We start from the raw sequence: 20,325 nt of genomic DNA on the forward strand, positions 1-20,325 counted from the left end.
AAGTCAAGAGAATCAGCGGTACATGCGCCAGCGCGCAACGGCCTATGCCTGCCCCGATTTGCCAATTCGCCCTCCCGCTCTCCGACCCTGCCGGAACTTTTTCCGCGACTGTAATGCAAATGCCCGGCGGGGAAAACTGCTATCTGGTCAATGCGGTCGCCGCGGGCTAGGTCTTGGGAAACAGATTTTCAGGAGTTCCCAATGAGTAGTCTTGTTCCAATTCAGTTTAAGGCTTTTGACGTGGACGTGATGGCGCAGACCAAGGGGCGCGTCGTGATTATTGTCTCGGATGAAGGCAAGATGAACCCAGCCGCACGCCGCGCCAACCGTCTGACCCGGGGCGCAGTCGCGCGACTTGTCGAAAGCGACCGGTTCGAAAAGGTGAAATCCGGCGATGTAGTCTCTCTTGCCTGGCCAGGCGGAATGGCCGCTGAAGCGCTTGATATTCTCGTGCTGTCGCGCCGTGCCGATGCTGCAGAGGCACGAAAAGCCGGGGCGAAGCTGGCCAAATTGTCTGATCACCAGCCCTTGTTGGTCATGGCCGGAAATCAGGCCCGGACCGAAGAACTGGCTTTGGGAATCGTTTTGCGCAGCTATGATTTCGATGCCCATAAAACCCGAGATTCGGATGAAGCCGGATCAGTAACAATCAGTCATCAGAAACATGATGAGGTCGAAGCCGCATTCGCACCGCTGTATGCGATTGCCGATGGCGTTCGGATGACACGGGACCTGACCAATGAACCCGCCAATGTGCTGACAACGACCGAATTCGCAGACCGTTTGTCCGAAATGAAGGCGCTTGGCCTGGACGTCGAAGTGCTCGACGAAGACAAACTGGCCGAATTGGGTATGCGCACCTTGTTAAGCGTCGGGCAGGGCTCGGTCAGCCCGTCCAAGGTTGTGGTGATGCAGTGGAATGGAGGCGACAAGGATGATGCGCCGCTGGCGCTGGTGGGTAAGGGCGTCGTGTTCGACACCGGCGGCATTTCCTTGAAACCCGCTGCAGGCATGGAAGACATGACCATGGACATGGGCGGTGCAGGTGTGGTCGCCGGCACCATGCGGGCGCTGGCCAAGCGCAAGGCCAAAGCCAATGTCGTGGGCCTTGTCGGGCTGGTAGAGAATATGCCTTCGGGCAATGCCACGCGTCCCGGCGATGTCGTCAAGTCGATGAAGGGCGACACGGTCGAGGTCATCAATACCGACGCCGAGGGCCGTTTGGTCCTGTGCGATGTGATGTGGTACGCGCAAGAGCGGTTTGCCCCCGTGGGCATGATCGACCTGGCAACATTGACCGGCGCGATCATCATTGGGCTTGGGCATGAGAATGCCGGTGTCTTTTCGAACAATGACACGTTCTGCAACGCCTTCCTAAAGGCTGCCGGGGCCGAGGATGAGGGCGCATGGCGGATGCCGCTTGGCAAAGCCTATGACGAGCAGCTGAAATCGCGCATCGCCGATATGAAGAATGTCGGTGGACGACCTGCCGGGTCAATCACTGCCGCGCAGTTCCTGCAGCGGTTCGTGAAGGACGAAACCCCCTGGATCCATCTGGACATTGCTGGGGTGGCTTCGATTGCAACCGAGACATCCTATGCGCCCAAAGGGGCCACCGGTTGGGGTGTCCGCGCATTGAGCCGGTTCGTGCAGGACAATTTCGAATAATCCAATGGGCGCCGTTTATTTCTATCACCTGACCCGCCAACCGCTGGAAAACACCTTGCCCGTGTTGCTGGACAAGGCGCGGCAGGCCGGGTGGAAGATAGCCGTGCGGGGAACTGATCCCGCACGGATGGATTGGTTGGACGAAAAGCTGTGGCAGGGCCCCGAGGAAGGGTTCCTGCCACATGGCCGCACCGGGGGGCCGCATGACAGGGACCAGCCCATATTGCTGACGACAGGGGCCGAGGCCGCAAATGATCCGGCTTGCGTGATGGCCGTCGATGGCGCGACGGTTGAACCCGAGGAAGTGAACGCGCTGGAACGCGTGTGCATCCTGTTCGATGGGAATGATGATCAGGCTCTCCAACATGCCCGCGGGCAATGGAAAACACTGACCGGGGCGGGCTGTTCGGCGCAATATTGGTCCGAGGAATCGGGCCGGTGGGAAAAAAAGGCCGAGGCATAGGGCCTCCGCAGATTTCAGGAGAATGAGCGATGGAAATGAAGCCCCTGGGCCGGACTGGAATCATGGTGACAGACCTGTGTCTGGGTACGATGACATTTGGTACGCAGACATCCGAGGCCGACGCGCATACTCAGATGGACATGGCACTTGATGGGGGCATTAATTTCGTCGATGCCGCCGAGATGTATCCGGTGAATCCCATCTCGAAAGAGACGGTGGGCCGGACCGAAGAAATTCTGGGCAACTGGAACGCCGCCAACCCGTCACGGCGTGGTGACTATGTTCTGGCAACCAAGCACTCTGGGGCAGGGTTCGCACATGCGCGCGATGGCGCACCGATTTCACCGCAGACAATCCCCGAGGCGGTCGAAGGTTCCTTGCGCCGCCTGCAAACGGATTGCATCGACCTTTATCAGTTTCACTGGCCGAACCGCGGAAGCTATATGTTCCGGCAAAACTGGACCTATGCGCCTTCGGGGCACAATACCGATGAGGTTCTGGACAATATGCACGAGTGCCTTGTTGCCCTGAAGGAACAGGTCAACAAAGGAAATATCCGAGCGTTTGGCCTTTCGAACGAAAGCGCCTGGGGCACCGCTCAGTGGTTGCGGATCGCCGAAGCCACCGGCACGCCCCGCGTGGCATCTGTTCAGAACGAGTATTCTTTGATGTGCCGGCATTTCGACACCGATATGGCCGAGCTGAGCGCGCACGAGGATGTGGGGCTGATGGCCTTTTCACCGCTTGCCGCCGGATTTTTGACCGGGAAATACCAAAACGGCATGGTGCCCGAGGGTTCGCGGATGTCATTGGTGCCTGAGGTGGGAGGACGTCATCGCAGACGGGCATTTGAGGCGGTTGCGGCCTATCTAGAGATCGCGGACCGCCACGATCTGGACCCGGTCCATATGGCGCTGGCCTGGTGTCGGACGCGGCCCTTCATGATGTCGGCCATTTTCGGCGCGACAACGGTGGCGCAGCTTGGGCATATTCTCGACGGTAAGGAACTTCGCCTTTCCGGGGAAATTCTGACTGAAATCACCGACGCGCATCGCGCGCATCCGATGCCGTTCTAGGGGGCGCTGCCCTCGTCTCCGCAGGCGGAGCCTCCCCCGCGGTATTTTCAATCAGATAAAGCGGATCCGCTTAGTGATGTGTGGGTTGTGTCCTGTCTTGCCGTAGGTCCCGGGCCGAAAGGCCGTGCGCTGTGCGAAAGGCGCGGGCAAAGCTGGATTGCGAGGCGAAACCCGTCGCCAGGGCCACATCCATCAGTGACATATCGGTGTCCGTCACCAATCTGCGTGCCTCGGCCAGTCGGAGCTGCAGGTAATGGTCCTGTGGCGTGGTGTTCAGGCGCAGTCGGAACTGCTGTTGCAGGGTGCGTGAACTGGTGCCCAGGGTTTCGGCGATATCTGCCAATGGCATAGGGTCGTCCAGTGCGGATTGCATCAGCGTATTGGCTTTGGCGGTCAAAGCTGTGTGGCGATGCGGCGCCCCGGTGCGGCTTTGTGGTTTTGTGGGATCAGGCGCACCGTCATAGAGGAACAGACCCGAGACGCGGGCGGCAAATCCGGCGCCATGGCGGGCGGCGATGATATGCAGCATCATCTCGACCGCTGGGATCGCCCCGCCCGAGGTCAGGCGGCCTTCAGAAACGGTAAACCGGTCAGGGCGCACGTCCACTTCGGGGAAGCGGGCAGAGAAGTTCTCCAAATCTTCCCAATGGGTGGTGGCGGCGTGGCCGTTCAGCAGGCCTGCCTCGGCCAGCAGCCAGGGACCGCCATCAATACCTGCCATTGTGGTGCCGGTCTTGGCGATGCGGCGTAGGCCGGCCAGCAGGCTGGGTGTGGCATGGCGGGCCAGTTGGAACCCGGCAACTACAATCATCAGATCGCAGGATTGCAGCCGGGCCAAAGGTACACCCGGAACCGAAAGCGCACTGGTCAGCATGGCGGGTTCAGCGGTGGCTGTCACATAATCCCAGTCAAAGGCCGGACGATCCGCCAACCGATTGGCGGCGCGCATTGGATCAACGGCCGACGCAAAGCTGAGCGTGTTGCATTCGTCCAGTACCAGCACAGCCGTTTTCAGGGCACGATGTTCGGGCTGCAATATGTTTTTTGCGGATTTCATCAAGTTCGATTCGCATTCTGACAAGTGTTTGACCAAAGCTGCGCCAAACTCGGGGGCGAAAGCAAATCGGAATCCGTGGAGAAGCCTGGGGAAAACTCAGGGTTAACCGGGTATAAGCTGGGGAGAACGCCATGCCTTTGGAAATGAACCGCGAAGTCTTCATTACGTGCGCCGTCACAGGCTCGGGTGGGACGCAGGATCGCAGCCCGCATGTGCCGCGTTCGCCAAAGCAGATCGCCGACAGCGCGATAGCTGCAGCCAAGGCAGGGGCGGCGGTGGTGCATTGCCATGTGCGCGACCCTGAGACCGGAGCGCCTTCGCGTGATCTGGCACTGTATCGTGAGGTCACAGATCGCATTCGCGATGCCGAGGTCGACGCCGTGCTGAACCTGACTGCTGGCATGGGTGGCGACATGGTGTTTGGCGGTATCGAAAACCCGCTGCCGCTGGCCGAGGCGGGAACTGATTTGGTTGGCGCGACCGAGCGTGTGGCCCATGTGGCCGAATGCCTGCCGGAAATCTGCACCCTCGACTGCGGCACCATGAATTTTGCCGAGGCCGATTATGTGATGACCAACACGCCGGGTGCGTTGCGCGCGATGGGCCAGATGATGACCGATCTGGGGGTAAAGCCCGAGATTGAGGCCTTTGATACCGGTCATCTGTGGTTCGCCAAGCAGTTGGTGAAAGAAGGCGTTCTGGAACCGAACGCTCTGGTTCAGCTGTGCATGGGCGTTCCATGGGGTGCGCCGGATGATCTGAACACCTTCATGGCGATGGTGAACAACGTGCCGGATGACTGGACCTTCAGCGCGTTCTCATTGGGCCGGAATGAGATGGCCTATGTGGCCGCTGCGGTTCTGGCGGGCGGCAACGTGCGCGTCGGGCTGGAGGACAACCTGTGGCTGGACAAAGGCGTGCTGGCCGAGAATTGGCAACTGGTAGAACGCGCGGGCAGCATCATCGAGAATATGGGCGCGCGGGTGATCGGGCCGCAGGAGGTCCGCGAGAAGCTTGGGTTGGTGAAGCGGGCGCCGAAAAGCTAGGCGGGCCATGTTCCGCCGAGTTATTTCATGGGTAGTCGGATGTTTGCTCGTTGGATTGGTTCCAGCGTGTGGCTTGGTCGGAAATGAAGGCTTTCGAGCGCGTCAATTTGCTATTCAACCTGTCGAAGCGGTGAATTGGTCGATCTTTGACGAGGCGTATTTCGAAGTGGCTGCGCTCAGACGCAAAAGCAAGAACACGCAACGGCTTTTTGTGAGGCTTGAGGGACAGCCATACCCTAGCTATCAATTGCGTGACCCGGACCGGACCGAATGTTTTGGGTACATCGCAGGAGCAAGTGATTGCTTTGAAAACCACCTGAGCGTGCCTACCCGGCGATCCGAGTCTGCACTTGAATATGACATCACTGCCGCAAGCCCCACAAAGTTTCACATCATCTACGTGGGTGACGGGGAGCAGATGGTTGTATTGGCCCGCACAGATAGGTCGTTTGCAGTTGTACTGAGCAGAGATTTAACGATCACACAAAATCAACTGACGATTGCGCGTGACGTACTGAGCGAAAATGGGTTTGACCCTCAAGAGTTGAAAGTAGTGAAGTGATGACAAAAACAGCAGCAATCATTGGCGGCGGAGTTATCGGCGGCGGATGGGCCGCGCGGTTCCTGCTGAACGGTTGGAACGTTCGGGTATTCGACCCGGACCCGGAAGCCGAGCGTAAAATCGGAGAAGTTCTGGACAATGCGCGCCGCTCGCTGCCGGGGCTGAGCGACGTCCCGTTGCCTCCTGAAGGTGCGTTGTCATTCCATGATGATATGGCCGATGCAGTGCAGGGTGCTGCTTGGATTCAGGAGAGCGTGCCGGAACGCCTGGACCTGAAGCTGAAAGTTTACAAGGGCTTGCAAGAGGCTTGTGATCCGGGTGCGATCATCGGGTCCTCGACCAGCGGGTTCAAGCCGTCAGAGTTACAGGAGGGCGCGCTGCGCCCCGAACAGATCGTGGTGACGCATCCGTTCAACCCGGTATACCTGCTGCCGCTGATCGAATTGGTGCCAACTGGCGCGAACCCGCCCGAGATGATCGAACGGGCGCAAGAGGTCCTGAAATCGGTCGGATTCTTCCCGCTGCACGTCAAGAAAGAGATCGACGCACATATCGCTGATCGGTTCCTTGAGGCCGTCTGGCGCGAGGCGCTGTGGCTTGTCAAGGACGGCGTCGCCACGACCGAGGAAATCGACGAGGCGATCCGTATGGGGTTTGGCATCCGTTGGGGGCAGATGGGTCTGTTCGAAACCTATCGTGTCGCCGGCGGCGAGGCTGGGATGCGGCATTTTATGGCGCAGTTCGGCCCGGCACTGAAATGGCCCTGGACCAAGCTGATGGATGTGCCCGAATTCACTGACGAGCTTGTCGATCTGATTGCAGATCAGTCAGATGCGCAATCCGGCATGCATTCGATCCGCGAGCTGGAGCGTATCCGCGACAACAACCTTGTGGGCATGATGCGGGCGCTCAAGGCGCAGAACTGGGGCGCGGGGGCGGTGCTGAACCAGCATGATGCTCTGCTGAAACCGGGTGCGCTGCCATCATTGGAGCAAGCGGATCTGAGCCAACCGATCCTGACTCTGTCCCGTGCCGTGCCTTTGGATTGGACCGATTACAACGGCCATATGAACGAAGCAAAGTATCTTGAGGCTTTTGCCGACGCCACCGACCGGTTCATGGAGATCATCGGTTGCGATATGGAATATATCTCGTCCGGGGGCAGCTATTTCACCGCGGAAAACCACATTCGTTACATGAATGAGGTCCATGCCGGCGCAAAGATTGAGGTGCGCACCCAGATGCTGTTGGGGCAGGGCAAGAAACTGCACGTGTTCCACAGCATGTATAGCGGTGAGACGCTGCTGGCGACCGGGGAGAGCTTTTTGCTGCATGTCAGCCTGGAAACACGCCGCCCCAGCCCGCCATCGCCCAGCATTGAGGCCGCTATGGCCCGCATCGCCGAAGCGCAGGCCGGATTGCCTTATCCCGAAGGGGCCGGGGTTGCGATCCGGAAACCCTCATGACCTGCCGGGTGTTGGTGACGGCTGGCGCTTCGGGTGTTGGTCGGGCTATGGCAGAGGCGTTTGATGCGGCCGGGTATGATGTCTGGATCACAGATATTGATCGGGCGGCGCTAGATGGCGTGCCGGATCATTGGACAGCCCACCATGCTGACGTGTCGGATGAGGGTGATATGCATGCCGTGTTCGCCGCGATTTCTGATGCGGGTGGTCTGGATTCGCTCTGCGCCAATGCGGGAATTGCCGGGCCAACCAGCGCTATCGAGGATATTGACCTCAAGGACTGGCGGGGGTGCGTTGCGGTCAATCTGGACGGGGCGTTTCTGGCCGCCAAATATGCCGCGCCTATGATGAAATCTGCCGGTGCCGGCAGCATCATCCTGACCTCATCCACGGCGGGGCAATACGGCTATCCGTTTCGTGCGCCCTATGCCGCGGCCAAATGGGCAGTGATCGGATTGATGAAAACACTGGCGATGGAGCTTGGTCCCCACGGCGTCCGCGCCAATGCGATTTGTCCCGGCGCGGTGGAGGGCCCAAGGATGGAAGGCGTTCTGGCACGCGAGGCGGCGACCAAAGGTATGAGCCGGGACGAGGTCTATCAGGGCTATGCCTCGGGCACGTCCATGGGTCGTTTCGTCGAAGCGCAGGACATAGCCAATATGGCTGTCTTTCTGTCCTCTGGCGCAGCGCGATTGGTGTCGGGCCAGGTGATCGCGGTGGATGGCCACACGGTTAATCCTGACCCGAAGTTGTAAGCTAGCCCTGGTTGGGGCCTCGGATCTGGCGGATGGTCTGACGAACGGCTTGCCAATCGCGGGCTTGCTGAGCGTTTCCGGCAGCCTCGCATTCGCGCATTTTCATTGCGGCTTCTGCCTCGGCCTGGTCACCGTGCGCCGTGTATAAAGCCCGTGCATATTGGGCTGTTTTCAGTGCGTCCATTCCTGTGGTCCTCCGTCTGTGGTCGGAATGCCCGAAAGTTCGCGCCCGGCGACGATACCACAGGTTGTACGGGGATGCATCACATGTCGCGGGAAATCGCTGCTCTGAGCTGTTGCAGGTGCTCTGGAAAGTCCCGTGCGGTCACGACCGCCTCGCGAACCAGAGTGTCGAAATGGCGGCTGAAAATTTCAATCCGGTCGCGATCGCGAAAGGCCATGTAATGGCTTCCTGCGTAAAACACGCAAAGAAGGGGACCGAAAATCGTTACGGGAGCCGAATATAGCCGTTTGGCATCGAACAAATAGATACGCAGCCGTGGGTAGAGCTGTTCACACAACTCCAAAAGGTGGTCAATCTGATCCAGCCGCTTGCGAAGGCTAAGGCCTTGATAATAGCCGGTTGCATGCGAAAAGCTGTCGATTTCGTACATTGGCATTGCGATCTCGTAATCGGACTGGGCGCTGCGCATCCAGGTCAGTCGATCTTCGGACGCACCTATGGCCTGATCTGCCGTGCGCCCCAGATGCGGTGCGTATTCCCATTCCAGAACGGTGCGGGTCTTGAGCATGTCGGGCAAGGTCGCAGGAACATATCTGATTTTGTAACCCGCTGCCTCTTGGTGCCACTCGAATATGCGCTCATCTACCAGGGCGCGGGGGGCCTCAGTCATGCTCAGCGACAAAGCCAGCAACTCGGCCGCGCTTTCCGGCCGGTCAGACAGGCTCAGCAACCAGTCCGCCGAAACACCCAATGCCGTCGCGCAGCTTCCGACAACATGGGCATTCGGCAACCGTGCCCCGTGATCAGTCAACAGTTGCGATACGGTTGAGCGGTCAACACCGATCTGTCGCGCGAGGGCGCTTCGGCTGATTTGGCGTTCTTCCATTGCGCGGGCCAGGCGCAAACGGAATTGAGCGGCGCGGTCGCGTTTGTCTATTTTATCCTGCATGTGGTGATAAATATCACGTTTGATGAGTTTTGTTAATCATATTCAGAATGTTCAACCTAAGCGGCGGGCCGTATTTCTTAAGCCATAACAATATTATGGGTGACGGAATGGAAACACGACGCAGATCGGTCGTGAAGGCGGTTTTGTGGAACGTGATGGGCCTGATCATCATGTCGGTGGTTGGGCTGGTTGCGACAGGGTCCGCCGCGATTGGCGGAACTCTGGCCGTAGTAAACACGGCGATCGGGCTGACACTCTATGTGGTTTATGAGAGGGTCTGGGCGGGCATTTCGTGGGGGCGCAATGTCTGAGCGTCCGGGTCCGGAATGGGGCACTTTTGCGCTGATGCTCGCCTGTTATGCTGCCTGGTTGGCCGTGATCTTCTTCCTGCCCATCTGGTTGGCGGTTCCAGTGATGGGCGCGGTGGCCGCGTTACATTCATCATTAACGCATGAGGCGCTGCATGGGCATCCTTTTCGCGCCAGATGGCTAAACGAGGCGCTGATGGCGCTGCCCTTGACCTTATTCATCCCATATCAGCGGTTTCGGGACCTGCATTTGGCGCATCATCGGGATGCAACGCTGACCGATCCCTATGATGATCCTGAATCAAACTATCTGGACCCAAAAGTTTGGTCGGGGCTAGGTCATTGGCACAGGCGGTTGTTATCGGTGAACAATACTCTGCTGGGGCGGATCGTTTTGGGCCCAGCAATCGGACAGGTTGCCTTTGTCAGGGACGAGTTGCGAGGGGCCGCGCGTGGCGAATGGGACATATTGCGCGCATGGGCTTTGCATATGGCAGGCGTGGTTGCGGTTATCTGGATCGTGACCTTGTCGCCCATGCCGGTCTGGGCCTATTTCCTGTCCGCGTATTTGGGGCTTGGCCTTGTCAAAATACGCACTTTTCTGGAACACCGTGCGCATGAAGATGTGGGGGCAAGAACCGTTATCATCGAAGATCGCGGGATACTGTCTTTTCTGTTTTTGAACAACAATTTACATGTAGTTCATCATCTGAACCCGCGTACCCCCTGGTATCAACTTCCGAAGATCTACCAGCAGGGTAAAGAGGGCTATCTGGCCACGAATAGGGCCTATGTATACCCTTCATATGCCGATGTTTTCCGGGCGTATTTCTGGAAGGTAAAAGACCCGGTGGCGCATCCGCTCTGGCCAAAGGGTTGATTTGCGGCCACAAAAGGCGGCATGAGCCTCTGGATACCTGTCACTATCGCCGCCGCAACGTTTCAGACGGTGCGGTTCATGCTGCAAAAATCGCTGAGCAGTGTAAAGCTGACGGCCGCCGGGGCGACATTCGCCCGGTTTGCCTATTCAATCCCGCTGGTTCTAATCGCTCTGATCGCGGCGCTGCAGTTGACGGGGTATTCCTTGCCGCCGCTGACCGCCCGGTTCTGGGTGTTTGCCACCATTGGAGGAACGGCTCAGATCCTTGCCACGATCTGTGTCGTCGCCTTGTTCAAACAGCGCAATTTTGCTGTCGGCATAACTTTTAAGAAAACCGAAGTGATCCAGACCGCCATCGTTGGATTTCTGGTCCTGGGCGATCAGGTCTCGTCCTGGGCGCTTGGGGCGATCGTTCTGGGGCTGACGGCTGTGTTGCTGCTGTCGAAAAGTCCCGGAGGAGACGGGGCGTGGTGGCGACACCTGACGAACCGGGCCTCGCGGCTGGGCCTGGGATCAGGTGTGCTGTTTGCGTTTTCCTCGGTCAGTTATCGGGGTGCCTCGCTTGAATTGGGCGAGATTGATGCGTGGTTTCGGGCACTTGTGACGCTGGCAGTCGTTGTCTCGCTCCAGTTCGTCAGCATGGGCCTGTGGCTGTTGTGGCGAGACAGGGCCGAGCTGCGCGCCGTGTGGCAGACACGCCGAACAGGCGTATTTGTCGGACTGACCAGCCTGTGCGGATCGTTCTGCTGGTTCTTGGCATTCACCTTGCAAAACGCCGCCTACGTCAAGGCTCTGGGGCAGGTCGAGCTGATCCTCAGCCTGTTCGCGTCGATCTTGTTTTTCCGCGAAACCATCACCCGGCGCGAGATCGCCGGGATGACGTTATTGGGCGCATCAATTCTGGCGCTGGTTTTGTCTATTTAACCCGTGCGGCGTTCGTCGAAGCTGAGCGCGATAAAGCTGGGCAAGTGATCGCCCATTCCCACGACTGAAGGACCGTTGTCAGCGCGCCGTCCACGGCCTCTGACTTCTTTATCCTTCTTGCGATCTTCTCTTTTATTGTCGCGTTTGGGGGCCTCTGTTGGTCGGGCTTCTGTTGGCCGGGCCTTTTTCTCGGGCTTTGGCCTCTCGGGTTTCGGCTCTTCCTTTACCGGATTGTCCAAGCGAGGAATTTCTTTTTGAATCAGCTTCTCGATCGCGGCCAGTGCTTTTTCATCGCGACCCGAACAGATAGTGATCGCTTTGCCTTCGCGTCCGGCGCGACCTGTACGACCGATCCGGTGCACATAATCCTCGGGGTGGCCGGGGACGTCGAAATTGATCACATGACTGACCGAGGGCACATCCAATCCGCGCGCGGCAACGTCCGAGGCGACAAGCAGACGTAGTGTTCCGTCACGGAAACCGTCCAGTGTTTTCGTCCGTTGTGACTGATCGAGATCGCCATGGATCGCGGCAGCATCATAGCCGTATTTCTTCAGCGATTTCGCACAGATATCCACATCGGTCTTACGATTGCAGAAGATGATCGCGTTGGTGCATTTTTCGCCCTCGGAGTCGATCAGCGAACGCAGGACTTGGCGCTTGGCGCTGGCCTCGCGGTCACGGCGACCACCTTTGAACATGACCACACTTTGCTCGATGGTTTCCGAGGCCGTTGCCTGACGGGCAACTTCGATCCGGGTTGGGGCCGACAGGAATGTATCGGTGATCCGCTCAATCTCGGGCGCCATGGTGGCTGAGAAGAACAGCGTTTGGCGTGTGAATGGCGTCAGCGAAAAAATGCGTTCGATATCGGGGATAAAGCCCATATCCAGCATTCGGTCGGCCTCATCCACCACCATGATCTGGACGCCGGTCAACAACAGTTTGCCGCGTTCGAAATGATCCAGCAGGCGACCTGGTGTGGCGATCAGAACGTCGACGCCACGGTCGATCAGCGCATCTTGTTCCTTAAAGCTGACGCCGCCGATCAACAGCGCTTTGGTCAGCTTTACATTTTTGGCATAGGTGTCGAAATTCTCGGCCACCTGCGCGGCCAGTTCCCGCGTCGGGCACAGCACCAGCGACCGCGGCATGCGCGCACGTGCGCGGCCACGGGCCAGCAATGTGATCATCGGTAGCGTGAAGCTGGCGGTTTTGCCTGTACCGGTCTGGGCGATACCCAGAACGTCCTTGCCCTCAAGCGCGGGTGGGATCGCGCCTTCCTGGATCGGTGTTGGCGTTTCGTATCCGGCTTCCTCAATGGCTTTGAGGACCTTCGGGTTCAGGTTCAGTTCGTTAAACTTTGTCATGTATGTCCGGTTGTTGCGGACACTAAAACCTGGCCCGCGCGTAAAGAATGTGCCGGGCCCGGATGGCCATGCGATGTTTTGTGCATTTCGGCTTGGCGGGACATAACAAAATCACGGGGCAGGGTCAAATGAAGTCACTTTTACGCTGCAACACCGGCTGACCATGCGGATTTATCGCAACAATTCAGGTACTTCCGGGGAAATGTTTCGCGACTTTTCCATCCAAATCCAACGGACGGTGCTTAATCAGCCCAAACTTTTCGAGGCGGGTGCGAACTTCTTGGTCGGCGCCACTGATTTCATCATAGAAAGCCCGCAGGCCGTGAGCCCCATCTTCTTCTTCGATCCAGCTCAGCAATTCATTCATGTTCATCCCGCCTTGTTCGCGCGGAACATTGGGTGACATGCCTGGCTGATACGAGCCCTTTTCGAACCGGAACCGATAATGGGCTAGCCAATGATCCCAGTCAGGTGCATGACGGTGGCATAGATCAACGTGGGGCAGCTCGACCTTGGTCGGGAGGATTTCGCCATCCTGAAACAGATTGTGAATCCGGAAATTGATCTTCGGTAAGCCTTTGCGAACAAACAGTTTACCCTGAACATGGCTGAGGAATCCAGCAAGAACAAATCCGCCAAAATTCGGATAAAGTGCCTGAACGATCCCATCACGGCCCTGACCAGCGGGGATATAGGCTTTGTACAGGTCTTCGGTTCCGCCTACGGGCTCGATCGGACGAACGCGCACCGCTGGGATATGTTGCGGAATCTCCGCTAATATCGCGCCAAGGTCGGATTGCGGCCAGAGGAACTCGTCCAGATCAATATGGGCGAGCCAGTCGACCTCAGCCTTTCTGTAAGTAAAGCTGGCATTTGCGGTTTGCCGGACCTGATGTTTGTCGGGCCGCTCGCGCTTTCGGTTCGCCCAGTACCCTTCGTCGCAGTTGCGTATTTCGATCCGTGGGTGGCGGTTCAGGGCGTTGAACGCAGCCGGGCAAGGCTCGTCCAGATACAGATACATCCGGTCGGCCCCGAGATCGAGGTGATAGGCCGCAAACCGAAGTATGTCCGGGGCCGAGCCCCGGATCGTCGATACAATGCCCCAGCTTGGGACATTATCCGGCATATGAAGCTCGTGACCCTGTCACGCCATCATCTCTTTGGTGGCGGTCAGGTTCAGGTCGGGATAGTCCCGCACGACCCGGTCGATGTCCCACTGCAGGCGAGTCAAATAGACGATGTCGCCGTCATGATCATGAGCGATGTGCTGCTTGTTGGCATTGACGAATTTCTCGACCTCAACCTTTTCACCACTGACCCAGCGGGCGGAAGTGAACTGAGACGCCTCGAACCGTACCGGCAGGCCGTATTCCATCTCAATCCGGCTGGCCAGAACCTCGAATTGCAGCGCGCCAACGACGCCGACGATAAAGCCCGATCCGATGGACGGTTTGAACACCTTGGCCGCGCCTTCTTCGGCGAATTGCATCAGCGCCTTTTCCAGGTGCTTGGCTTTCATCGGGTCGCCCGGTCGCACGGTTTGCAACAGTTCCGGCGCAAAGGAGGGGATGCCGGTTACCCGGATCGCTTCGCCCTCGGTCAGCGTGTCGCCGATGCGCAGCTGGCCGTGGTTTGGGATGCCGATGATGTCTCCGGCCCAGGCCTCTTCGGCCAGTTCCCGGTCGGATGCAAGAAACAGCACAGGGTTCGAGATTGCCATCGGCTTTTTCGATCGAACATGGGTCAGCTTCATGCCGCGTTTGAAATGGCCCGAGGCCATGCGCACAAATGCCACCCGGTCGCGGTGCTTGGGGTCCATATTGGCCTGAACCTTGAAGACGAACCCAGAGACTTTCTTTTCTTCTGGCGCGATCTGACGGGGTTCCGCGGACTGTACCTGCGGCTGTGGGCCATAGGCGCCGATGCCTTCCATCAGTTCCTTGACGCCGAACGAATTGATCGCCGAGCCGAACCAGATCGGGGTCATGTGGCCTTCCAATACCGCTTGGGGGTCAAGCGCGGGCAGCAATTCGCGTGCCATCTCAACCTCTTCCAGCAGCTTCTCAAGCAGGTGCTCGGGCACATGTTCGGCCAGCTTGGGGTCGTCCAACCCGTTGATCTGGATGCTTTCGGCCACTTTATTACGGTCAGCGCGGTCCATCAGCTCCAGCCGGTCGCGCAGCATGTCGTAACAGCCGATAAAGTCGCGGCCTACTCCAATCGGCCAGGCAGCGGGCGTGACGTCGATGGCCAGCATTTCCTGAATTTCGTCGATGATCTCGAACGTATCGCGGCTTTCGCGGTCCATCTTGTTACAGAAGGTCAGGATCGGCAGGTCGCGCAGGCGGCAGACCTCAAACAGTTTCTGGGTCTGGCTTTCCACACCTTTCGCGCCGTCGATCACCATCACGGCCGCGTCCACCGCGGTCAGAGTGCGATAAGTATCTTCCGAGAAATCGCTGTGGCCGGGCGTGTCCACCAGATTGAACCGGAAGTTTCCATAGTCGAAGGACATGGCCGAGGCCGAGACCGAGATCCCGCGATCCTTCTCCATCTGCATGAAATCCGAACGTGTCCGCCGTGCCTCACCCTTGGCGCGTACCTGACCGGCCATCTGGATGGCGCCGCCATACAGCAGGAACTTTTCCGTCAGGGTCGTCTTGCCCGCATCCGGGTGCGAGATGATGGCAAATGTCCGGCGCCGGGCGATCTCGGGCGGCAAGGTGGGTTGGTTCGTGGCGGTATCAAGCATAGTCGCGCGTATAGGCGGGGAATTCTGCCGAAGCAAGACAAAGAGGCTGGTTCGAATCGTCTGCCTGTGGCAATAAGAACATATAGTGAACAAATAATGGAGAGGATCAATGAATTTGAAAGAAATCGCCGATGAGCTGGTGGCGGGATGCCGGGAAAACAGGGCCAAGGCCAATCTGGACAAGCTGTATGCGGCAGATGCCGTTTCGGTTGAGGCCGTCGATGCATCCGGTATGGGACGCGAGGCGCATGGGCGCGACGCGATCCGTGGCAAGCACGATTGGTGGGAGAGTTCGACCGAAGTGACGGGCGGAAACGTCAGTGACCCGATGGTGCATGGCGAAGACCGTTTTGCCGTGATCTTTGAGGTGCAGGGCAAGTTCAAGGAAAGCGGTGAGAGCTTCGATATGCGCGAAGTTGCGCTGTATCACGTCGCGGATGGCAAGATCGTCCGGGAAGAGTTCTTCTACTAACCCCTTGTCATCAATCTGTCTTCCCTGTCTGCTGGGTGAAAGACATGCGGATAATCACAGATGGGGAGGAACAGATGGATCTGGGAATAGGTGGAAAGCGCGCGCTGGTCTGTGCCAGCAGTAAAGGTTTGGGTCTGGGCTGCGCCGAGGCTCTGGCGGCGGCTGGTGTGAATCTGGTGATGAACGCGCGAGGGGCCGACGCGTTAGAGGCTGAAGCCGCGCGTTTGCGCTCGGAATTTGGTGTCGATGTGCAGAGTGTTGCGTGTGATGTGACCTCGGAGGAGGGGCAGGCGCAAGTGATTGCTGCCGCGCAGGGCGTTGATATTCTTGTGACAAATGCTGGCGGTCCGCCTCCGGGCCTGTGGTCGGATTGGCAGCGCGAGGACTTCATCAAGGCGTTGGATGCCAACATGCTGACCCCGATTGCCTTCATGAAGGCCCTGTTGCCCGGCATGATGGATAAGGGCTGGGGCCGGGTGGTGAACATCACCTCGCAATCCGTACGGGCGCCGATTGCCGTTCTTGGCCTGTCTAATGCGGCACGGACCGGGCTAACCGGTTATGTGGCCGGAACGTCCAGGCAGGTCGCGCCGCATGGTGTGACAATCAATAACCTGTTGCCGGGGATACATGCGACGGATCGAGCGGATTCTCTGGACGGTGGTGTGGCTGCGCAGCAAGGCATTTCCGTTGACGAGGCACGCGCGCAGCGTGAGGCAACCATCCCCACGCGCCGCTATGGCTCGCGGCAGGAGTTCGGGGCAACCTGCGCGTTTCTGTGTTCGCAGCATGCGGGCTTTATCGTCGGGCAGAACATCCTGTTGGATGGTGGCGCGACCAATCTGACGATGTGACCATGGCGCAAGGATTTTCACTGAAGGATCAGCTGTTTAATGCGGAAAAAACCCGTTATCTGGCGGGGCTTTTTGCCGATGCTGATCCAGGGTTCGATGCACAGGCGTTTCAAACGCAGGTGATGTCACGCCTTCTCGAGCTTGAGTTGAAAGAGCGGATGGCGTGGATCGCCGATTGCCTGCAGCAACAGGTTCCGGGTGAGCTGCCAACTGTCGCTCCGACCCTTTTACGGGCCTTGCCGCCGCCGCTGAATCCGAACAAGACCGACGACGATTTTGGCGATTTCATCTTTGCGCCGCTGGGGGATTGGGTCGTGAATGTCGGCCTTGATCACCCCGACCTCGCGCTGGACGTGCTGGCTGAACTGACGCAGAGGTTTTCGATGGAATGGGCCATTCGCCCCTTTCTCAATCGTCACCCCGAACATGTCATGGAGCGGCTGGAGGATTGGTGCGGACATGACAGCTATCACGTGCGGCGTCTGGTGTCCGAAGGAACCCGCCCGCGTTTGCCATGGGGCCAGGCGGTGGGGTTGGAATTAACCGACCCGCTGCCTCTGCTGGATCGGCTGCATGAGGATCAAACGCGCTATGTGACGCGGTCGGTGGCCAACCATCTGAACGACATCTCCAAAAAAGACCCGGATATGGTGCTGGACCGCCTGCAGGATTGGTCTGTCTCACAGCGTCAGGACGCGGACGAGTTGCGGTGGATGACCTCTCATACCCTGCGCGGTCTGGTTAAGGCCGGGCACCCGCGCGCGATGAAGATGCTGGGATATGACCCTGATGCCGACATACAGGTCTCGGTCACGGTAAACGGGCCCGCAAAGATTGGCGGCGCGCTTGAGTTTGACGTTTCATTGGCTGGTGAGGCGAGCCAACCGGTTCTGGTCGATTATATCATTTATTTCCAAAGACCTGGCGGAAAAACCTCCGCCAAAGTGCACAAGCTGAAACAGGCCGCGTTGCGCGATGGAAAGCTGACCTTGAGCAAAAAGCACAAGCTCAAAGGCGATGCGACCACGTTCAAGCTTGTTCCCGGCGCACATCGTCTGGAGATTCAGGTGAACGGCCGGGTGCGCGCGGATCTGGATTTTGAGCTACTGGGCTAGCTCAACCTTTCGTCAGAATGCTCGGCTTTTGATTGCACGGCGTGCGGCGCTGCGTTAGCTGAGCAACAGTCAGGCGAGGGGATGACAGCGATGAAACATGAATCGGTGCAGAACTACTATGGCGAGGTCCTGCAAAGCAGCGCGGACCTGCAGACCAATGCGTGCTGTACGCCCGACGATATGCCGGATCATCTGAAGAGGATTCTCGCAAATATTCACGATGAAGTACTGACCCGGTATTATGGATGCGGTCTGATCGCGCCGCTGGATCTTGAGGGGATGAGCATCCTCGATCTAGGCTGTGGCGCGGGTCGGGATGTATACGCCCTGTCTGCTATGGTAGGTGAGAAAGGGCGCGTTGTCGGCGTGGATATGACGCCCGAGCAGCTGGATGTCGCTCGTGCGCATCAGGAATATCACGCCGAAACCTTTGGATATGCCCAAAGCAACGTGGAATTTCATCACGGCTACATCGAAAAGCTGGATGAACTGGACTTAAAGGCGGGGTCTTTCGATATCATCGTTTCGAACTGCGTGATCAACCTGGCCACCGATAAGGAGGCCGTTCTGCGCGGCGCGCATCGCCTGCTTAAGGACGGCGGAGAGATGTATTTCTCGGACGTTTATGCGGATCGTCGCGTACCGCAGGCAATGGCCGAGGATGAGGTTCTGTATGGCGAGTGTCTGTCCGGTGCGCTGTACTGGAATGACTTTCTGTCGATGTCTCGCAAAGCCGGTTTCGGCGACCCGCGTCGAGTCACGCACCGCCCCTTGACCATCGAAAATCCGGTTCTTGAGGACCGCGTGGCACCGCTCAAATTCCTGTCAGCCACCTATCGTCTGTTCAAGTTACCTGCGTTGGAACCCGCCTGTGAAGATTATGGTCAGGCCGTGATCTATAAGGGCACTGTCCCCAATGCGGCGCACATGTTTGAGCTGGATGACCACCACGCAATCGCGACGGGTAAGGTGTTTCCGGTGTGCGGCAACACATGGATGATGCTCAAAGACACGCGGTTTGCGCGGCATTTCGAGTTCCTCGGTGATTTCTCAACTCATTACGGCATCTTCGAAGGCTGCGGTGGTGAAAGCCCATTTGAGGCGACCGGGCAGGCCGAAACGGGCGGCTGCTGCTGATCCCTTGCACCCAAAGGGAGGGGTTGCTATCCCCGCCCAAGCCCGATTGATTTGATCGGGTAAGGCTACGGGGTCCATCGGTGACAGTAAACGCAACTCCTCCGCGTCTGGAAATTCGCAATCTGGTCGCCCGGTACGAAGGTCGGGTGGTGGTTGATGACGTCTCGCTGACCGTGCAAGCGGGGCAGGTGACATGCCTGTTGGGGCCGTCAGGATGCGGCAAGTCGACGACGCTGCGGATGATTGCCGGTGTCGAGATGCAAGAGACAGGCCAGATCTATGTCGATGGCAAGCTGATCTGCGATACGGTGTTCCGTGTCCCGCCTGAGCGGCGCGAGATTGGCCTGATGTTTCAGGACTTTGCCCTGTTCCCGCATCTTAGCGTAGCTGACAATGTTGCCTTTGGCCTGAAGGGTAGCAAAGATGAAAAACGCGCACGCGTGGATGAGTTGCTGGCCAAAGTCGAACTGATGCGTTTCGCAGACAGCTTTCCACATCACTTGTCGGGCGGTGAGCAACAGCGGGTGGCCCTGGCGCGCGCATTGGCCCCACGCCCCCGGATCATGTTGATGGATGAGCCGTTTTCGGGTCTCGATAACCGGTTACGCGATGGAATTCGGGACGAAACTCTGGCGATCCTCAAGGAAGAGGACGCCGCTGTGCTGTTGGTTACCCATGAACCCGAAGAGGCAATGCGTATGGCCGATGAGATCGCCCTGATGCGCCGTGGCAGAATCGTTCAACAGGGTGCGCCTTACAACGTCTACACCCGTCCTGCGGACAAAGCTGCAGTTGCATTCTTTAGCGATATAAATGTGTTAGGCGCGCAAGTTAACGGAGCATTGGCCGATACCCCATTTGGTCAGTTTCTTGCTCCGGGTGTGCCGGATGGGACGAATGTTGAAATTGTATTTCGGCCTCAGCACGTCCGTCTGGATTTTGATCGCAATGGCAAAGGTCCACTGCCGACACCGACGGACGGGGTAGCCGCGCGTGGTGTGGTCGAACGGGCGCGTTTTCTGGGCAACGAAAGCTTGATTGAATTCCGTATGGACTATGATGATTCAATCTTGAAAGCGACCGTTCCCAACGTGTTTGTCCCGCAAGCGGGGCGGGTCATGTGGCTTACCATTCGCCGCGATCGGTGCTTTGTATTCCCCAAATAGGGTCTAAAACTGCAGTTTAGGCGCAAGTGGTGCGTGAAAGCCTCAGATTGCACCTGCGGGTTGCTTGCCGCAGTGCGGGGCTGGGTCTATCAAGGAAAAAACGCTGCGGTGGATGGGGCAT

At 58.2% G+C, this 20,325-nt stretch carries 21 protein-coding genes; 15 read left to right on the forward strand and 6 right to left on the reverse strand.

The window, feature by feature from the left end; genetic code table 11:
* The first annotated feature begins 201 nt into the window (after positions 1-201).
* From AC2FJW_RS07145 to AC2FJW_RS07155, 3 genes are read left to right on the forward strand one after another with little or no spacing between them, the layout of a single operon-like run.
* Positions 202-1,668 carry a leucyl aminopeptidase gene (locus AC2FJW_RS07145; protein WP_271947431.1) on the forward strand — a complete coding sequence of 489 codons (1,467 nt, stop codon included), beginning with the start codon at positions 202-204 and terminating at the stop codon, positions 1,666-1,668.
* Positions 1,669-1,672: 4 nt separating this feature from the next.
* Positions 1,673-2,131: a DNA polymerase III subunit chi gene (locus AC2FJW_RS07150; protein ID WP_142633423.1), complete on the forward strand. Its 459-nt coding sequence runs from the start codon at positions 1,673-1,675 to the stop codon at positions 2,129-2,131.
* Positions 2,132-2,160: 29 nt separating this feature from the next.
* Complete coding sequence (locus AC2FJW_RS07155) at positions 2,161-3,207, forward strand: aldo/keto reductase (RefSeq protein WP_496749631.1); 1,047 nt, start codon at positions 2,161-2,163, stop codon at positions 3,205-3,207.
* Between the two features lie 70 nt (positions 3,208-3,277).
* On the opposite strand, the gene AC2FJW_RS07160 is transcribed toward AC2FJW_RS07155, so the two are convergent.
* On the reverse strand, positions 3,278-4,264 hold the full coding sequence (locus AC2FJW_RS07160; RefSeq protein ID WP_496749632.1) for a GlxA family transcriptional regulator: 987 nt from the start codon (positions 4,262-4,264) through the stop codon (positions 3,278-3,280).
* A gap of 131 nt (positions 4,265-4,395) precedes the next feature.
* Here AC2FJW_RS07160 and bcoG point away from each other — a divergent pair, with 131 nt between their 5' ends.
* The 4 genes from bcoG to AC2FJW_RS07180 are packed head-to-tail and all read left to right on the forward strand — an operon-like array spanning position 4,396 to position 8,093.
* Positions 4,396-5,310: a 3-dehydrocarnitine:acetyl-CoA trimethylamine transferase BcoG gene (bcoG, locus tag AC2FJW_RS07165; protein WP_281994518.1), complete on the forward strand. Its 915-nt coding sequence runs from the start codon at positions 4,396-4,398 to the stop codon at positions 5,308-5,310.
* Positions 5,311-5,317: 7 nt separating this feature from the next.
* A complete protein-coding gene (locus AC2FJW_RS07170; protein ID WP_496749634.1) occupies positions 5,318-5,872 on the forward strand; it encodes a lipocalin/fatty acid-binding family protein in 555 nt (184 codons plus the stop codon).
* Entirely contained in the window at positions 5,872-7,338 is a 1,467-nt protein-coding gene (locus AC2FJW_RS07175; RefSeq protein ID WP_496749635.1) for a carnitine 3-dehydrogenase, read from the forward strand. The genes AC2FJW_RS07170 and AC2FJW_RS07175 overlap by 1 nt, the downstream gene beginning before the upstream one ends.
* The gene (locus AC2FJW_RS07180) at positions 7,335-8,093 is read left to right on the forward strand and encodes an SDR family oxidoreductase (RefSeq protein WP_496749636.1); all 759 of its coding nucleotides are present in this window, start codon (positions 7,335-7,337) and stop codon (positions 8,091-8,093) included. Before AC2FJW_RS07175 ends, AC2FJW_RS07180 begins: the two co-directional genes overlap by 4 nt.
* A 1-nt stretch (position 8,094) precedes the next feature.
* Here the strand turns inward: AC2FJW_RS07180 and AC2FJW_RS07185 are convergent, their stop codons facing one another.
* Together AC2FJW_RS07185 and AC2FJW_RS07190 are read right to left on the reverse strand one after the other, a co-directional pair.
* Entirely contained in the window at positions 8,095-8,277 is a 183-nt protein-coding gene (locus AC2FJW_RS07185) for a hypothetical protein (protein WP_142633436.1), read from the reverse strand.
* Positions 8,278-8,356: 79 nt separating this feature from the next.
* The gene (locus tag AC2FJW_RS07190; RefSeq protein WP_496749638.1) at positions 8,357-9,226 is read right to left on the reverse strand and encodes a helix-turn-helix domain-containing protein; all 870 of its coding nucleotides are present in this window, start codon (positions 9,224-9,226) and stop codon (positions 8,357-8,359) included.
* 107 nt (positions 9,227-9,333) lie between these two features.
* Between AC2FJW_RS07190 and AC2FJW_RS07195 the strand changes: the two genes are divergently transcribed.
* Genes AC2FJW_RS07195 through AC2FJW_RS07205 form a run of 3 tightly spaced genes read left to right on the forward strand, consistent with a single transcriptional unit; the run spans position 9,334 to position 11,338 of the window.
* The gene (locus AC2FJW_RS07195; protein WP_142635106.1) at positions 9,334-9,537 is read left to right on the forward strand and encodes a DUF2061 domain-containing protein; all 204 of its coding nucleotides are present in this window, start codon (positions 9,334-9,336) and stop codon (positions 9,535-9,537) included.
* Entirely contained in the window at positions 9,530-10,414 is an 885-nt protein-coding gene (locus AC2FJW_RS07200) for a fatty acid desaturase (protein WP_496749640.1), read from the forward strand. The genes AC2FJW_RS07195 and AC2FJW_RS07200 overlap by 8 nt, the downstream gene beginning before the upstream one ends.
* A 21-nt stretch (positions 10,415-10,435) precedes the next feature.
* Positions 10,436-11,338 (forward strand): EamA family transporter, encoded by a 903-nt coding sequence (locus AC2FJW_RS07205; protein WP_496749641.1) that lies wholly within the window; start codon positions 10,436-10,438, stop codon positions 11,336-11,338.
* Here the strand turns inward: AC2FJW_RS07205 and AC2FJW_RS07210 are convergent.
* The 3 genes from AC2FJW_RS07210 to AC2FJW_RS07220 form a co-directional block, all read right to left on the reverse strand.
* On the reverse strand, positions 11,335-12,708 hold the full coding sequence (locus AC2FJW_RS07210; RefSeq protein WP_496749643.1) for a DEAD/DEAH box helicase: 1,374 nt from the start codon (positions 12,706-12,708) through the stop codon (positions 11,335-11,337). The genes AC2FJW_RS07205 and AC2FJW_RS07210 overlap by 4 nt on opposite strands.
* A 184-nt stretch (positions 12,709-12,892) precedes the next feature.
* Positions 12,893-13,834, reverse strand: a complete 942-nt coding sequence (locus AC2FJW_RS07215; RefSeq protein WP_496749645.1) for a glycosyltransferase family 2 protein — start codon at positions 13,832-13,834, stop codon at positions 12,893-12,895.
* Positions 13,835-13,852: 18 nt separating this feature from the next.
* Entirely contained in the window at positions 13,853-15,460 is a 1,608-nt protein-coding gene (locus AC2FJW_RS07220) for a peptide chain release factor 3 (RefSeq protein WP_281994525.1), read from the reverse strand.
* 109 nt (positions 15,461-15,569) lie between these two features.
* Here AC2FJW_RS07220 and AC2FJW_RS07225 point away from each other — a divergent pair, with 109 nt between their 5' ends.
* The 5 genes from AC2FJW_RS07225 (at position 15,570) to AC2FJW_RS07245 (ending at position 20,204) form a co-directional block, all read left to right on the forward strand.
* Positions 15,570-15,932, forward strand: coding sequence for a nuclear transport factor 2 family protein (locus AC2FJW_RS07225; RefSeq protein WP_142633450.1), 363 nt, complete (start codon positions 15,570-15,572; stop codon positions 15,930-15,932).
* Positions 15,933-16,006: 74 nt separating this feature from the next.
* The gene (locus tag AC2FJW_RS07230; protein WP_496688658.1) at positions 16,007-16,786 is read left to right on the forward strand and encodes an SDR family oxidoreductase; all 780 of its coding nucleotides are present in this window, start codon (positions 16,007-16,009) and stop codon (positions 16,784-16,786) included.
* Between the two features lie 2 nt (positions 16,787-16,788).
* A complete protein-coding gene (locus AC2FJW_RS07235; protein ID WP_496749646.1) occupies positions 16,789-17,901 on the forward strand; it encodes a DNA alkylation repair protein in 1,113 nt (370 codons plus the stop codon).
* 90 nt (positions 17,902-17,991) lie between these two features.
* On the forward strand, positions 17,992-19,038 hold the full coding sequence (locus AC2FJW_RS07240; RefSeq protein WP_496749647.1) for a methyltransferase domain-containing protein: 1,047 nt from the start codon (positions 17,992-17,994) through the stop codon (positions 19,036-19,038).
* Positions 19,039-19,118: 80 nt separating this feature from the next.
* Positions 19,119-20,204: an ABC transporter ATP-binding protein gene (locus AC2FJW_RS07245; protein WP_496749649.1), complete on the forward strand. Its 1,086-nt coding sequence runs from the start codon at positions 19,119-19,121 to the stop codon at positions 20,202-20,204.
* Positions 20,205-20,325 lie beyond the last annotated feature (121 nt).

The organism is Ruegeria sp. CDSA020 (assembly GCF_059612345.1).